Source organism: Spirosoma gilvum, from assembly GCF_054776815.1.
In genome coordinates, this window is sequence record NZ_BAAHBH010000001.1 from 24,069 (window position 1) to 39,524 (window position 15,456).

12 protein-coding genes are annotated in these 15,456 nt (G+C 47.4%); 5 read left to right on the top strand and 7 right to left on the bottom strand.

What is annotated here, in order from left to right:
- The first annotated feature begins 30 nt into the window (after window positions 1-30).
- Window positions 31-618 carry a GDP-mannose pyrophosphatase NudK gene (gene nudK, locus ACYVFD_RS00085; RefSeq protein WP_461087279.1) on the top strand — a complete coding sequence of 196 codons (588 nt, stop codon included), beginning with the start codon at window positions 31-33 and terminating at the stop codon, window positions 616-618.
- Between the two features lies 1 nt (window position 619).
- A complete protein-coding gene (locus ACYVFD_RS00090) occupies window positions 620-967 on the top strand; it encodes a DUF4406 domain-containing protein (RefSeq protein ID WP_461087281.1) in 348 nt (115 codons plus the stop codon).
- A gap of 152 nt (window positions 968-1,119) precedes the next feature.
- Here ACYVFD_RS00090 and ACYVFD_RS00095 read toward each other — a convergent pair whose 3' ends face one another.
- Together ACYVFD_RS00095 and ACYVFD_RS00100 are read right to left on the bottom strand one after the other, a co-directional pair.
- Window positions 1,120-3,672, bottom strand: a complete 2,553-nt coding sequence (locus ACYVFD_RS00095; protein ID WP_461088598.1) for a PIG-L family deacetylase — start codon at window positions 3,670-3,672, stop codon at window positions 1,120-1,122.
- A gap of 110 nt (window positions 3,673-3,782) precedes the next feature.
- Window positions 3,783-4,145, bottom strand: coding sequence for a hypothetical protein (locus tag ACYVFD_RS00100; protein ID WP_461087283.1), 363 nt, complete (start codon window positions 4,143-4,145; stop codon window positions 3,783-3,785).
- Between the two features lie 505 nt (window positions 4,146-4,650).
- Between ACYVFD_RS00100 and ACYVFD_RS00105 the strand changes: the two genes are divergently transcribed.
- The gene (locus tag ACYVFD_RS00105; protein WP_461087285.1) at window positions 4,651-7,329 is read left to right on the top strand and encodes a sodium-translocating pyrophosphatase; all 2,679 of its coding nucleotides are present in this window, start codon (window positions 4,651-4,653) and stop codon (window positions 7,327-7,329) included.
- A 287-nt stretch (window positions 7,330-7,616) separates the two neighbouring features.
- On the opposite strand, the gene ACYVFD_RS00110 is transcribed toward ACYVFD_RS00105, so the two are convergent.
- From ACYVFD_RS00110 to ACYVFD_RS00125, 4 genes are all read right to left on the bottom strand, one after another.
- Window positions 7,617-8,852: an efflux RND transporter periplasmic adaptor subunit gene (locus tag ACYVFD_RS00110; RefSeq protein WP_461087287.1), complete on the bottom strand. Its 1,236-nt coding sequence runs from the start codon at window positions 8,850-8,852 to the stop codon at window positions 7,617-7,619.
- Window positions 8,853-9,056: 204 nt separating this feature from the next.
- Window positions 9,057-9,398 carry a YtxH domain-containing protein gene (locus ACYVFD_RS00115; protein WP_461087289.1) on the bottom strand — a complete coding sequence of 114 codons (342 nt, stop codon included), beginning with the start codon at window positions 9,396-9,398 and terminating at the stop codon, window positions 9,057-9,059.
- Between the two features lie 55 nt (window positions 9,399-9,453).
- Window positions 9,454-9,705: a YtxH domain-containing protein gene (locus ACYVFD_RS00120; protein ID WP_461087291.1), complete on the bottom strand. Its 252-nt coding sequence runs from the start codon at window positions 9,703-9,705 to the stop codon at window positions 9,454-9,456.
- A 428-nt stretch (window positions 9,706-10,133) separates the two neighbouring features.
- Complete coding sequence (locus ACYVFD_RS00125; RefSeq protein ID WP_420149484.1) at window positions 10,134-10,301, bottom strand: lmo0937 family membrane protein; 168 nt, start codon at window positions 10,299-10,301, stop codon at window positions 10,134-10,136.
- Window positions 10,302-10,768: 467 nt separating this feature from the next.
- Here ACYVFD_RS00125 and ACYVFD_RS00130 point away from each other — a divergent pair, with 467 nt between their 5' ends.
- Window positions 10,769-11,143 (top strand): response regulator transcription factor, encoded by a 375-nt coding sequence (locus ACYVFD_RS00130; RefSeq protein WP_461087293.1) that lies wholly within the window; start codon window positions 10,769-10,771, stop codon window positions 11,141-11,143.
- A gap of 84 nt (window positions 11,144-11,227) precedes the next feature.
- Window positions 11,228-12,703, top strand: a complete 1,476-nt coding sequence (locus tag ACYVFD_RS00135; protein WP_461087295.1) for a sigma-54-dependent transcriptional regulator — start codon at window positions 11,228-11,230, stop codon at window positions 12,701-12,703.
- Between the two features lie 85 nt (window positions 12,704-12,788).
- Here the strand turns inward: ACYVFD_RS00135 and ACYVFD_RS00140 are convergent, their stop codons facing one another.
- Complete coding sequence (locus ACYVFD_RS00140) at window positions 12,789-15,446, bottom strand: DUF7133 domain-containing protein (RefSeq protein ID WP_461087297.1); 2,658 nt, start codon at window positions 15,444-15,446, stop codon at window positions 12,789-12,791.
- Between the last annotated feature and the right edge of the window lie 10 nt (window positions 15,447-15,456).

The following is a 15,456-nucleotide window of genomic DNA, read 5'->3' on the forward strand; positions in this document are numbered from 1 at the left end:
AAATAAACAAAATAAAACAAAAAAGAACAAATGCTTGTCGATCGCATACAAATAACGGAGGAGAAACTACTCTCCGACAATTGGTACATTCTGAAACGATTTACATTTAACTATCTGGGTAAAAACGGCCAGTGGACAACGCAGCAGCGGGAAGCCTACGATCGGGGCAATGGTGCTACGATTCTGCTCTACAACCCACAAGCCAACACGGTGATTCTGACACGTCAGTTCCGGTTACCCACCTTCGTGAATGGCAACCCGACAGGTATGCTTATCGAAGCCTGTGCCGGTTTGCTGGATGATGAACACCCGGATGATGCCATCCGACGCGAGACCGAAGAGGAAACGGGCTACCGGATTCAGTCGGTTCAAAAGGTGATGGAAGCCTATATGAGTCCCGGCTCAGTGACCGAAAAGCTGTTTTTTTATCTCGCACACTACACTGCCGATACCGAGCGGGCAGCCGGTGGGGGAATCGACGAAGAAGAGATCGATATTCTGGAACTGCCGGTCGGTCAGGCAATGGACATGGTAGCACGGGGTGAGATAATGGACGGTAAAACCATTATGCTGCTGCAATACCTTCGCCTACAGCAGCTAACCAACTCCCTAAACTGATATGCTGATCCTGATTGCTGGTCCGTATCGCTCCGGCACGAATGATGCTCCTGCTCTGATTGCCGAGAATATGCATCGGATGGAAGAGGCCGCGCTAGCTGTCTACCGAAAAGGACATACACCTATCTGTGGTGAATGGCTGGCATTGCCTCTGATTAAAACCGCTGGTTCAACCCAACTGGGTGATGCCATTTTCAATGAGATCTTTCATCCTGTAGCTGTTCGTCTAATTGACCATTGCGATGGTGTTGTACGCATCGGCGGTCCATCAGCCGGAGCCGACGAAATGATGCGCCAGGCTGGGTTGAAAGGCAAACGGCTATTCTGGACGCTGGAAGAAATAGAATAACTGTGGAGTCAGGTTTTGTAGTGGAGTCAGGTTCTCAAACTTGACTCAGCGAGGTTTCTCAAAACCGAGTGTAGCTTGTTCGTTCGGTTTTGAGAAACCTCACGCTGTCGGGTTTAAGAACCCGACAGCACAGTGTGCTGACTTATAGCTGGTTAGTGGCGGGTTTGCGAACCTGATACCGAAGCAGCCGGGCTACCTGTCGCTGAAATCATGTTGGCAAACAGGCGATACGCACCGGGCACACCGGCAGGGAGTTCACGGAAGAAAACGAGTCCGGTATACATAAAATGACCTTTGCCGTAGGTAGCATACAGCAAACTGCCCTGTTTGGGCGCTTCGTTCTGGTCATTGGCCGAGAAAATGGGTTCGTAGGCTTTGTCCCACTCTTTCGCGAAGTAAATACCACGTTCCTGAACCCAGCCATTAAAATCGGCCTCCGTGATTTTGTTCGGGTAATTGAGCAATGGATGCTGAGGATTAATGAACGTCATTTTGGCATCCTCTTCCGTAACGCGCTCAGCCCCAATTGAGAATGGGTAGGGCCCGAGTTGCGGCAAAGCCGGGTCATTACGCAGGAATGAGCTACCGGGTGTTACGTATTGGACAATCATATTGCCTCCGTTCTTTACATAATCCAGTAGTTTAGGTTGGTAGCGAGCTAGCCACTGATTGGTATTGTACGCCCGAACCCCAACCACAATGGCATCGTAGCCAGACAGGTTCCCGTTGAGTTCAGCGGCTCCAAGAATCGTGACTTTGCAACCCATTTGTTGAAGGGCAGCCGGAACTTCGTCGCCAGCTCCCACAATGTAGCCAATGTTTTTCGCGGTTACTTTGATGTCCAGTTTTACCAGTTTGGCTTCGGCTGGTGGAAACAGCGTTTGCGTCGGAATATGTTTATAGGCAATCTGTCGTAGGCCAGTGCTGAAGGTGCCTGTCCCGGTAGTCATGGTAGCCTGTAGTTTTCCATCTTTGGCTTGTCCGTTTGGTGCCAGCGTAAACGTTACCCGTTGCTCATCACCTTTGTACGTCAGCGAGAATGGAACTGAAGCAGGCTCAACTTTCCAGCCAGTCGGTGCTGTAAGTGTTAGCGTGCCCGACACATTGGCACGGCCAGCCTTCAGGATCAGATCGGATGTCTTGGGGGTGTTATCGCTGAAAGTAAATACCCGCTCGGTCAAGTTGGCCGTTACCTCAGGCTGAACGATAAATGGCCGGTAAATTTCACCATCGACCGGATCCGTTGATTTGTAAACGACGGGCCGTGTGTATACAAAGCGTTGACCATTGATTTCAACGGTATAACTAGCCGCTACAGCGGGTGGATTTTCGGGCAGGCCGATCAAGTGCTGATTATCGACCTGAAACAAGCCTTTATCAATCGGTTTTTCGAGCCAGTAGGGTTGCGAAATCGTCTGTGTTTTCGGAATTATGAGTAGGGTAGGGTACTGGACCACTTCGTTCGGTTTCAGCGCCAGATTGAGGGTTGTATCCTTTCCTGTCGAGTAATGAACACTGACCAGCTTGACCGGAAACTCTTCCCGATTGACCACATTGGTCGATATTTTGATTGTTTCGCCCGGCGTAGCGGCAAAATCGGTTGGGTTGGTCTCCATCCACAGGCCCAGGCATTGCTGGATCAGGGTTTGGACCTCCTGCCGTTTCGCTTTCACATAGTTATTCGTCGTATCCAGCTTACCAAGTGCCCCATACAACTGCACCAGTGCCGGAACCGAAGCCGACGGCTGATCGGGACGGAACGACGAAATGAGCTGTGTAACCTGTGTCTGAACGGCGTCGCTGTTTTTGACCCGCTTCCAGCTTACATCAATCCCATCAAATGGATCTTTTTCAACAGGATCACCACCTTTCAGCAGCAGGTAATCGATACGGGCATTTCGGTTGGGTGCTACACCAAATCCCTGGCTTTTATGCTGACTACGGCTCTCAGAGGCTATTTCGCCATACGATTTGCCTAGTAAGGAGTTATACAAGCCTGTTTCAATACCGATCAGGTTACCCGCTTCGTCGGGTTTCTTGTTACTCATGAAGGCACCCGGAATGAATACGTTCCAGAGAATCCGCCTGGCCTGCCAGGGTTTTACATAGGCCAGTTGTTCCGGAAATTTGGTCGGGTCATTCGAGATTTTGAACGCTTCTTCGCCCAGGTACCCTGATGCGCTGTGGTGACCATGACCTGCACGAGCATCGGGTGGGAAACGGGTGATGATCACATCGGGCTGGTATTTACGAATGATCCAGACCACATCGGCCAGGACTTTATCTTGACCCCAGGTTCGCACCGCTTCGTTGGTCGATTTGGAAAAGCCAAAATCGTAGGCACGGCTGAAAAACTGATCGGGACCATCGACGCGCCGGGCGGCTAGTAGCTCCTGTGTACGAATCACGCCAATGTTTTCGCCCTGTTCTGCACCGATCAGGTTTTGCCCACCATCGCCCCGCGTCAGTGCCAGATAGCCCGTCCGTACGAGCCGTCCTTTAGCCATATAAGCCAGAAACAACGTGTTTTCGTCGTCGGGATGGGCGGCTACATAAAGTACCGTGCCGAGAATGTTTAGTTTTTTCAGGTTCGACAGAATTTCGCCAGCAGGGGCCGGTTTGATAGGGCCGTAAGGAACCTGAGCAGATAAAGAGATACTGAATAATAAACCAAAAAGTAGAACGGGTAGGCGTTTTGGGAGCAACACAGTCAGCAGCAGTTAAGATGGAATTGACAAATTTACAACGAAAGCATAGAAAAGGCTACCCTAAAAGGATAGCCTTTTAACCCGTATTACCTAACAACTAAACGTATTTATTGGAAGATCGGAAATTTCTGCAACGGATCGGACAATGATTTGGACACATTCGGCTCATACTGATTTCGCCCTGCGGATAAATGAACCGCTGGAACTTCTGCATACCCGACTGTAGAGAAATGATCACTTAAACCACGGGTGTTGCCTTCGCCAGCCGACGGATTCGTTAAACGCTTCGGCTGAATTAGCAGGCAGCTATAGCGTTGGGCGATAAGCTCATACAATAGCGTAGTTTGAGGTGTAGCCAGTTTGGTGGAAAGGGCCTCTGCTCCCATATCAAAAAGCAGTGCAAGTTTACGCTGAGTTTGCTCAGCAGTAAAGATTTCTTCATAGAGATTAGTTAAGTTAAGAAAAAGCAAATTTTGCCTATTGGGACAGCAAGATTAATTCAATGATAATGAAATTTTATTTTATTAGTAAAATTATATTTGGAATTATATTTTACAATTGGAATTATAGGCGAAATAAACTGAAATTTAATCGTGCTTTAATCTGTACGGCTGTAATTGGTCAATTACCTATAACTAGAGGTAATTGACCGAAGCTAGCTTTATAAGCTTGCTATAGGCAGTATGAATGGGTAATTAGCTGACTATAAAGCTGCGAGTTTAACGCCTTGTCTGCAAATGCTTAGGCTTTATTACTTAATGATTGGAGAGGGCGTAAGTAGTTAGGTATGTATGAGCAGTACTGCTCTGATAGTAAGGAGTATAGCCCAGAGAATCCGATTTCTAGTCGTTTTTGTTCCTAAAAAAAACGTAATAAACCTCAAAAAAAGTCAACAAACGCTGTTTTGGGCGTTGGGTTATCCCCCTCAAATCATATCTTTGGGGGCAATTATTTCTCAAACCTATACTTAGTCGCATGAATTACAGTGTTTATCTGGTTCCCGTACTGGGTCTTGTCGGATTGGTGATTATGTACACCAAATTCCTGTGGGTCTCCAAACAGGAAGCTGGCGATGACCGGATGCAGGAAATCGCGTCGTATATTGCCAATGGTGCCATCGCCTTTTTGAAAGCAGAATGGCGCGTTCTTACTTATTTCGGTATCGTGGTGGCTCTTCTGCTGGCCTATTCAGGTACCTTAGTTGAAAATTCCAGTCCCGTTATTGGCCTGTCGTTTGTACTGGGCGCTTTCCTGTCGGCCCTGGCCGGATACATCGGGATGAATATTGCCACCAAAGCCAATGTTCGTACCGCTCATGCTGCCCGTACCAGTTTGGCCCGTGCTTTAGATGTATCGTTTACGGGTGGTTCCGTGATGGGTATTGGGGTAGCCGGTATTGCTGTTCTGGGTCTAGGAAGCCTATTTATTGTTCTCTACAAATTATATGTTGAGCCATCGGGTGATGTTAATGGTTTACCGATGGAGAAAGCACTTGAAGTGCTGGCAGGTTTCTCGCTTGGTGCAGAATCAATTGCGTTGTTTGCTCGGGTAGGTGGCGGTATTTATACAAAAGCGGCAGACGTAGGTGCTGACCTGGTTGGTAAAGTGGAAGCTGGTATTCCGGAAGATGACCCGCGTAATCCAGCTACCATTGCCGATAACGTAGGTGATAACGTAGGCGACGTAGCAGGTATGGGTGCTGACCTCTTCGGTTCCTATGTGGCAACGATTCTAGCTACGATGGTGCTGGGTCGCGAAATCAAAATTCCGGGTGATCCAATTATTGGCCATGCTCCTATTGTATTGCCAATGGTCATTGCTGGTCTGGGGCTTATTTTCTCTATCATTGCTACCTATTTTGTTCGCGTGAAAGATGAGAATGGAAACGTACAGGGGGCACTAAACTTAGGCAACTGGGCGTCGATTATCATCACATTGATTGCCTCTTATTTCCTGGTGAATGCAATGCTACCCACCGGGAATATGGAAATTCGGGGTGTGGAGTTTACGCGGATGGACGTATTCTACGCTATTGTTACGGGGCTGATAGTTGGGGCATTAATGAGTACCGTTACCGAATATTACACAGCTATGGGTCGTCGTCCGGTATTGTCCATCATCCGGCAATCAGCTACGGGGGCGGCTACGAACATCATAGGCGGTTTGTCAGTGGGTATGGAATCGACTGTAATACCAATTCTGGTGCTGGCAGCCGGTATTTACACGTCTTATCATTTTGCTGGTCTGTACGGTGTTGCTATTTCAGCGGCCGGTATGATGGCGACAACAGCTATGCAGTTGGCGATTGATGCCTTCGGACCGATTGCTGATAACGCGGGTGGTATTGCCGAAATGAGTTACCTGCCCGAAGAGGTTCGTGGTCGTACCGATATTCTGGATGCTGTGGGTAACACGACGGCCGCTACAGGTAAGGGTTTTGCTATTGCATCGGCAGCATTGACCGCACTTGCCTTGTTTGCGGCTTTCGTGGGTATTTCGGGTATTTCGGCCATCGACATTTATAAAGCCGACGTACTGGCTGGGTTGTTTGTCGGGGCCATGATTCCGTTTATCTTCTCGTCGCTGGCGATTGCGGCAGTAGGCCGTGCCGCTATGAAAATGGTGGAAGAGGTTCGTCGTCAGTTCCGCGAAATTCCGGGTATTCTGGAAGGTACGGGCAAACCTGAATACGAAAAATGCGTAGCGATCTCAACCCAGGCTTCCATCCGCGAGATGGTTCTGCCCGGCGCTATAGCCTTAACGGTTCCCGTTATTGTTGGGTTTATTTTCGGGCCAGAAGTACTCGGTGGCCTGTTGGCTGGGGTAACGGTTTCGGGCGTACTGATGGGGATTTTCCAGAACAACGCTGGGGGGGCTTGGGATAATGCCAAGAAATCGTTTGAGAAGGGTGTCGAAATCAACGGACAAACCTATTATAAGAAATCGGAGCCACACAAAGCATCGGTAACGGGCGATACAGTGGGTGACCCTTTCAAAGATACGTCGGGTCCTTCGATGAACATCCTGATCAAACTGATGTCGATCGTTTCGCTGGTCATTGCGCCTTATATTGCGGTCCAATCATCCGAAACACCGGGCTATAACCGGGAAGGCAAAGTAGCGGCTGGCACCGAAGTGCCCCTCGAAGAATCGACGGCAGCCGACAATGATAAAGTAAGTACGCCCAATGCCCAGCTGGGTGAGTTCAGTATACAGAAACTGACCAGTGGCGTTGAGCTAAACATCCCTGAGTTTGGGGTCGAAAATAAACTGCTGGCATTCATCAAAAGTGACAAGCCTGTTGACAAAACCACCTGGTTCGATTTCGACCGGCTGCTGTTTCAGACGGGCAGTGCTACGCTGGAGCCACAGTCGCAGGAGCAGTTGAAGAACATTGCCGAAATCCTGAAAGCGTATCCTGGCGTGAACATTAAGCTAGGAGGCTATACTGACAACACAGGAAATGCTGCGGCCAACTTCAAGCTTTCGCAGGATCGGGCCAATTCGGTTCGGACTGAACTGGAGAAAATGGATATTTCGAAAGATCGTCTGGAAGCTGAAGGTTATGGTCAGGAGCACCCCGTTGCTTCTAACGACACCGAAGAAGGCCGCGCTCAAAACCGCCGGATTTCCATTCGGGTGACGAAGAAATAAATATTGTAGATAATGAGACGGTTTAAACTTCTGAGAATAATCTTAAAATGAACGCTTTTGTCATTCCGACGAAGGAGGAATCTCAAGTTTTCCAAATCAATAACTAAAAAACATTGGGATTCCTCCTTCGTCGGAATGACAAAAAGCTTTTCAAGGAAAGTTTAAACAGCTTCTACAAATAAAAAGATCGGCTTACGTAAGCCGATCTTTTTATTTGTAAGATTATGTACTTCCTTCAACTCCCCGAAAGTTTTGAACTTACTAGAAGTTGAAGGAGTCTACAGTTATTAATTTCCCAGTGCGTTATAGATCAGTAAGTTATTGGCAGTAACAACCCGGTCGCCGGGGGCCAGACCGCCCGCCAGATACGTTTTAGGGCCGATTGACTTATAAATGTCTACTTCACGGACTAGTGGCTGATTCTTTTTATTGACCATCACCACGAAGTTGCGGTTCTTGTCGAAAACGACCGCCTTGGCCGGAATAGCAATTCGCTGATCGTGACCCGCATAGGTGACACTCACATTGGCAAACATTTCGGGCTTGAGTCGGTAATCGGCATTTTCGAGGGTAACCCGAACCTTCAGGGTTTTGCTTTCAGGGTCGAGCACATTGAATATTTTGTCGATACGACCATGGAAGATTTTGTCGGGGTAGGAGAGTGTTGTAATGGTAGCCTGATCACCTTCTTTTACATTGGCCAGATCGGACTCATACACATTGGCCATAACCCACACATGATCAAGATTAGAGATGGTGAATAAGTTCTCAGGGTCATCGGAGCGAAGTTCCATACCTTGAGCGGCTGTTTTTTCGACAATAAACCCACTTACAGGTGCTTTAACAATATAAACGGAGCCGTTGCCACCTACAATCCGTCGGCGCTCATTTACCCGGTTTACTTCGCCCTTAGCCGCTTCCAACTGTTCTTTGCTAGCCACCAGATCTTTCTGCGAACTTAATCCGGCTTTGGTCATATCTTCCGTAACCTGCATGTTTTTCTGAGCTAACGAAAGCTGACTTCGGGCAGCTACGGCCTGTTGTTCGAGGTCGGCCAGATCACCCGAGCGAATAACGGCTAAGGTTTGCCCTTTTTTGACATAATCGCCCAGGTCGGCTTTCAGGGTTTCAATATGACCGCCAACCAGCGGAAAGACTTTAACGACCTGGTCCTGGTTGAAGGTGATTTTGCCCGTCAGATTCAGTTCATTGCGGGCGTTTTCCAGCCTGGCAGTGTCTAAAGCAGCCGTGGCCAGCAGGTTTTTTTCCTGGCTGGCTTTAGATTCATCCACAGCCGATGTGGGTGGTGTTGAGCTATTGCAACTACTTAGGCCATTGATCAGTAGCAAGCTGGCGCTTACGATCATCAACCAACGACGATGTGAAACTAACTGATCAGGGGAACCAGGCTGGGTTGGGCGACCGGCTTTTAAAGGTTCCACGCCAGATACGATTTTTATCAGTACAGGTTCCGGCTTTAGGCCAAACCAGGATTGAACTAACGTAAGCAGGTACTTTTTCATGAGATTGTTTCACCATTAACCCTCTAGTTAATTACCTGATTGACCGGATTAAGATGGTAAAACAAAAGTCCTATTTGCTAATTAAATGGTTCTTAAGGCCATATTAAAAGGTTATTAAACCCCTTAAAAGGCAGACACCCCACCTGGCGAACCAGACGGGGTGTCTCTTATTTTCAAAAACGTTGAGTAAATCCAAACAATTGATTAGTTCAATTTCGCATTATCGGCCAGTTGGTCGACTTTGTCATTGTACTGATCTTTAGCGTCCTCTTTATTTTTGTTAAGTGCCGCCTGAGCCTGATCTTTATATTGGTTATACTGATCTTTAGCTTTATCAGCGTACTGGTTTACCTGACTCTTGGCCTGCTCGTATCCTTCTTTAACTTGAGTAACGCCTTTTTCCCATTGATCTTTCAGGTCGCCGGTACGTTTATTAGCTTCCTCAGTTAGTTTATCGCGTGTTTCTTTCCCACTGCGAGGTGCTGTCAGAATGCCAATAACAACGCCTGTAATAATTCCGGCCAGAAAATCTCTTGAGCTTCTCATAATTTTATTGTGTGTTTTAGGTGAGTTTCGTTTTAGTTGACAAGCGTCACGTCGCTTATTGTTTGGCTTTCCGCTTTGCCTGAGCAGTCAACTCGTGCGTTTTATCGGCTGCCGAATCAACATAGTCGTTATACTGCTTCTTAATGCTGTCTATACCTGACTGAAGCTGGTCCTGCAAGTCCTTAAAAAACGTATCCGTTTCCGACGAAATGAGCTTACGAGTCTTTTTGCCGCTTTCGGGAGCCAGCAGAACACCTATCACTGCGCCTACCGCTAATCCTACTAAAACTCCTGGTAATGATTTCATGGTTTCTAACTTTTGTGAATGACTTATGGTTCCAATAATGTGAAGGTATTAGAAAATACTGTACCACTGATTAAATCGCATAGGCAATTGGCTGGTAATTAGTAGTTTAGTGAAAAGGGCTATTTTTATTACTGAGGATTTTTTTCTACAAGGGCGTCCATGTTTTACGCAATTTATTGTGGAGTCCCATAGGTTTATTGGCTTGGTAATTAATTATATTAGCAAGCCTATGCTTTACGTTATACTCGAAATTGATATACTGCCAAAAAAAATCCCCGCGCTCAACTTGGCGCAGGGATTCCGTACCCACCGTAACTTGTACTTAACCTAAAATGAGTTGTTGCGGACTAAACCGCGCCTATAACATAGGAATATCGTTTTTGCAGCGAACTGCTTTTTACTATTTCTCATCAATTGTACTCCCTTCCTTACACGCCCCGCCCTTGAATTAGGCGCAGAATAATGGCAATCACCGCAATCACTAGCAGAATATGAATCAAATTGCTGCTACCAATACCTGTTCCGAGAACTCCTAAGAAGCCTAGCAACCAGATAATGATTAAAATGACGGCAATGGTGTAAAGAAGGTTTCCCATGTCATTTCCCTTGAGTAAATCAGAATAGCCACCTTGTAATCGATTAGTTGATTAGAAAAAGTTGTGCCAAGAATCCAGGGAGATTGGATTTATTCTAACTAAATGCCGTATGGGCTTGGAAATGAGGTTTTAATTAATGTTTACGGTTTCAAAGGAACGTTTATATGCAAAATGAAGCCATGGGAAAACTGTGGAAATAGTTCTACACATGTAGAATAAGCGTGGAAAAAAGGCGCGGTTTTGGGGTAATAACAGGTAAAGTGATGATCATAAATAGTTAACAATTGAAGTGTAAATAATTAGTCTACCAGCGATTAATGCATGTTGCTACTTATATTTAGGATATTCAAACATTTTCGGCACATATTTTATTAAGTTAAAAGTTAACGGACGTTTATGAAACAGGATGAGTCTTGCTTAGTATGGTAACAAGGGTAAATACAGGACAACAATTCAGACCAATCGTGATGAATACAGCATCTCAGGCAAAGCGTGTTTTAATTGTCGATGATGAAGCTGATATCTGCTTGTTGTTGTCGGGTTTGTTAAGGAGGTTAGGCTATCAGCCTACTTGTGCGCACTTTATTGAAGAAGGTCGGCAATGTCTGCATTCGCAAAAGTTTGATGCAATCTTTTTGGATTTAAACCTGCCTGATGGATTGGGTTTCGACCTGTTGCCATCGATCAAGGAAGATCAGAACGAAGCGAAGGTGATAATGATCAGCGCCTTCGACGGGCAAGCTGAACGTCGACGAGCTACTGAACAGGGTGCCGATTACTTTATTGGGAAGCCGTTTACTCGTCGTTCGGTCGAGATGGCTTTGCAAACCATTCAGGTTTGAGTAACTTTGTTCATACAGCTTGGATAGATTTTTTCGTTGTTCATAAATGGACAGGGTCTGTCTGAACAAGTTCAATGCCTCTTCATGGAAAAAATTCTGATTATTGACGATAACAATGACATATGCCTGTTGCTCGAGCGTTTCCTCAGCAAACAAGGATATAAAACTGCGTCGGTACAGCGTGGGGATGATGGGTTAGTCCTGTTGAGAAAAGAAGCATTTGAACTAGTCATTTGCGATTTTAAACTTCCTGATATTGATGGCCTTGAAATGCTTCGCCGAATCAAGGTCATGCATCCTACCACTGCCGTCATTATCATCACAGGCTACTCCGACGTTCGAATGGCAGTGCAAACTGTCAAACACGGTGCCTACGATTACGTAACCAAGCCGCTCTACCCTGACGAAATTCTGTACACCATCAAAGCCGCTCTTGAGCGACGAGCCCAATCGCTGAGTCAGGCTAAAAGCACGCCCGTTTCAAATGGTTCATCATCCATTAAAACGGCTGGTACAAAACCTGCTCCGGCCAAGATCGCTTTAGCCCCTGACGGAAAACGGTTCATTTTTGGGAAAAGCCGGGCTGCCGAACAACTTCAAAAGCACATAGACCTCATTGCACCGACAGATATGTCGGTAATCATTACCGGCGAAACGGGTACTGGGAAAGAATTTGTTGCCAATGCTATTCACCTGAAAAGCAAACGGGCCGATAAGCCATTTGTGGCCATCGACTGTGGGGCGCTGGGCAAAGAACTAGCCGGTAGCGAACTGTTTGGCCACGTGAAAGGCTCATTTACCGGTGCTATGGCCGATAAGGCCGGTAGCTTCGAATATGCCAACGGGGGCACCATTTTCCTCGATGAAATCGGTAACCTCTCGTACGACAACCAGATTAAATTGTTGCGCGTGTTGCAGGAACGTAAAATCCGTCGTATTGGCAGCAATCAGGATATACCGGTCGATGTCAGGATTATTGTAGCGACAAACGAAGACCTGCGGGAGGCCGTTCGACAAGGTAAATTCCGGGAGGATATCTACCACCGGATTGCCGAATTTGAGATGCATTTATCGCCCTTACGAGAGCGCAAGTCCGATATTATGATTTTTGCTGATCATTTTCTGGAAGTGGCCAATCAGCAACTGGAAAAAGATATTTTGGGCTTTGAGGAAGAGGCTAAGGAAAAGCTCAAAGAATATTACTGGCATGGCAATCTGCGAGAGCTACAAAATGTAGTGAAGCGAGCTGTGCTATTAACGCCCGGCGATTATATCGAAGCCGATGTATTGCCACAGGAAATCATCTCTCCGCAGTATTTCACACCCGAAGAAGCAGTTCCTGCCAATATTCAGATCAACTACGATCCAGCCCGGCCAGGAATCCCTGTCTTTACGCAATCGGGAGGCAATCTGAAGTCGGTATCGGAAAATGCGGAACGGGCCGCTATTCTGAAAGTGCTGGAGAAAACAGGGTACAACAAAACCAAGGCTGCTGAAGTCCTTAACATCGACCGCAAAACGCTTTACAATAAACTCAAAGCGTACGATATACATCTGTAAAAGAGCGAAAGCGATAAAGAGTGAAAGAGCGAAAAGCTGACGCAAGCTATTTTCGCTCTTTCACTCTTTATCGCTTTCGCTCTTTTTATTTCTTCTGCTGCGACAGGAAGGTGATCAGCGAGGCAAATTCTTCGTAGGAGAGGGCGTTTACCAGACCCGTCGGCATCATGGATGTCTCCATTTCCTTCCGGCTAAGTATATCCGACGCTTTTATCGTATAGACCTGTCCGGTAATATCACGTAAAACGACTCGTGCAGAGGATTCTTCCGTAACGAAGCCTGTATAACTCTTACCGCCTTTGGCTGTAATGAGTACCGTCGCAAAACCTTGAGAGATAGATGCATTAGGCTTGAGAATCGACTCAGCAATCTGTTCACGCGTCATGATCGACCCAATCTGACCCATGAATGGTCCTTTCATCGGCTCAGTTTTGCTCAGGCTGTGGCAAGCTATGCAGCCCTGCTGGGTGAATAAGGTTTTACCTAGCGCAGCATTCCCATCTAGTTTAGCCATTGCCAGCATCACATCTTCAATGGATGCCTCACCAACCTGTCCTTTTTTATTCCTGATTTTTTCCAGATCGACTTTGGTTTCCTCTTTCGCCACAACAGGCTCTTCTACGCCAAATTCGGGTATTTCCATCCGTAGCCGACTATTCAGGTCAACAAAAAAGGACTTGTTGCTCGATTGCTTCCATTCATCGACCAGCAACGTTTTAATCGCAGGCGACGATTCCCAGGTGACGGCTTTGTAATAAGGTCCATGCGTGTCGGGCCGGGTACTCCACCACCAGGAACCGTCGTAGTCGGCTTCCTGCCTGTAAAGCCGTGCCAGCGTGGTCAGAATCTGCGTTTTCAGGGTCGCATCATTTGTACGCTTGTAGGCTGCAATCAGGCCAGTTACGGCTTTAGTATCGTGCATATAGCGCAAGGCCCATAGCGCCAACGTTGATTGAGCTGTACCAATAGCGTTTAAACAGGCATCAACTGCATGCAAACGAACTAACGACCGAACAGCAAGATGCGGCAACACAATGGCTGAGTTTGGCGTGGCATGAGGGCCTTCTGTGCCCAATGCAGGCGCTACAAATGAAGCGGGGACTTTCATCTGGAGTAGGGAAGGAGCAGCTTCTGTTCGGCCCAAACGGCCAAGGCCAATGATGGAAGCCTGTTGCACTCGAACGGATGGATCGTTGAGCCCTTGCAGAAACGGCTCAACTGGAACCTGAGCGAGGATTGGTTTTCGGTCTGCCAATGCGCGTAAAGCAAACTCTCGAATCGTTTCATCGGTTGAGAGCTCTATCAGATTTGGAATTCCGCTGGCACCCGCAATCTGGGCGTAGGTGTAGATTCCCGCAACTTGAGCGTAAAGAGGGAGCTTTTTATTGGTCGCTGTTTCCCAGGCTAGCTTCGTCGTCTTTTTGGCCGGACGTGCCAATAGCTCCTGCTGAGCGGCTAGTCGTGCTACGGCACTCCCCGATGTTAACCAGGAAGCAAGTTTCTTTTCTGACGCTTTTTTGAGGTCTGGGAATGACTTGTAGATCCAGTTTTTTGGCACTACCCGCACCACAAACCCTTTGCTGGGATTTCCTGAATAACCGGCTCCAGCCCAGGCCGACAGGTACATGCGTCCTGAAGCATCAACATCGACATCGGTAATCTGCGACAGTTTGATGAACTCCTCTTCCTTTTGGGTAAAGCTACTCGCGTCGGGTGTGACCCGGTGAATATAGAGTTGATTCCTACCCCAATCGGCCATCATCGGTACATGGTTGTATTGCGCTGGCCAGGTATCATCATCCATAAAAAAAGAACCAGTACCTGAGCCACCGCCTACATCGACCAGTGCAGGAATAATTTCGTCGGTAAAATGCTTGAACAGCACCGGATAGCCATATTCGCCCGACTGTATCTGGTGACTAAATCGGATGTTCCAGCCCCCGCCATCGTTCGTATTGTCGCGGGTAAACGTATTCATGTACGGGTCGATGGCTACATCGTAAATGTTGCGCAGGCCGTGTGAATAGATTTCCATTTCGGTACCATCGGGCCGAACCCGGACGATGCCACCGCCCAACATGGTTAATTTTTTGCCGCTCCGATCGGTCGCATTATGAAAACCAAAATCGCCCACAGCAATATAAATCCAGCCATCAATACCCATCCGAATGCCATTGGTCGCGTGGTCGGTACCCCGGCTTTGCAGAAACTTCGGTGAACTGATATGTTCGATCAATGGGCGGGAAGGTCCATCGGCAACGCCGTTCTGATCTTTGTCGTCAAAAACAACCAGGTCCATGCCCGTTGCGATGCCGGTTTCTTTCGAAAAGACAGTATGCAATACGAATACCTGATCGCCAACGGGCAGTATACCACGCGGATTATCGGCCATGGCAAAGGTGATATGCTGATCTACTTTCCCATCGTTGTTGGTATCCACCAGCCGGACAATTTTTCCCTGACCGGGCTTTTTTCCAAGTGAGCCAATCATATCGACCCCTACATAGACTTCGCCCGTTGGCGCTACAGCCAGGCAGGCTGGACTAGGCGTCAGATCTGGTCCGGCAAAGTGAGTGACGCTTAATTCGCCCGGCCAACTGGATGCATTGGGCAGAGAGTCGGCTCGAACCAATGGGTTTCGTTTCGTCAGAGTCTGGCTTTGCTTCGGTTCAAAACCATTTAAGACACTATTCCAAAAAAGAAATAGAAGCGTTGAAAAAAGAGAAAGGCTGAATTTTAGCATTTATATGTAT

Bases quoted from the DNA above. Each gene is read 5' to 3' on its own strand.
- ACYVFD_RS00125 (WP_420149484.1), bottom strand. From the start codon at position 10,301: ATGGGAAACCTTCTTTACACCATTGCCGTCATTTTAATCATTATCTGG.
- ACYVFD_RS00110 (WP_461087287.1), bottom strand. From the start codon at position 8,852: ATGAAAAAGTACCTGCTTACGTTAGTTCAATCCTGGTTTGGCCTAAAG.
- ACYVFD_RS00130 (WP_461087293.1), top strand. From the start codon at position 10,769: ATGAATACAGCATCTCAGGCAAAGCGTGTTTTAATTGTCGATGATGAA.
- ACYVFD_RS00090 (WP_461087281.1), top strand. From the start codon at position 620: ATGCTGATCCTGATTGCTGGTCCGTATCGCTCCGGCACGAATGATGCT.
- nudK (WP_461087279.1), top strand. From the start codon at position 31: ATGCTTGTCGATCGCATACAAATAACGGAGGAGAAACTACTCTCCGAC.
- ACYVFD_RS00105 (WP_461087285.1), top strand. From the start codon at position 4,651: ATGAATTACAGTGTTTATCTGGTTCCCGTACTGGGTCTTGTCGGATTG.
- ACYVFD_RS00140 (WP_461087297.1), bottom strand. From the start codon at position 15,446: ATGCTAAAATTCAGCCTTTCTCTTTTTTCAACGCTTCTATTTCTTTTT.
- ACYVFD_RS00120 (WP_461087291.1), bottom strand. From the start codon at position 9,705: ATGAAATCATTACCAGGAGTTTTAGTAGGATTAGCGGTAGGCGCAGTG.
- ACYVFD_RS00135 (WP_461087295.1), top strand. From the start codon at position 11,228: ATGGAAAAAATTCTGATTATTGACGATAACAATGACATATGCCTGTTG.
- ACYVFD_RS00115 (WP_461087289.1), bottom strand. From the start codon at position 9,398: ATGAGAAGCTCAAGAGATTTTCTGGCCGGAATTATTACAGGCGTTGTT.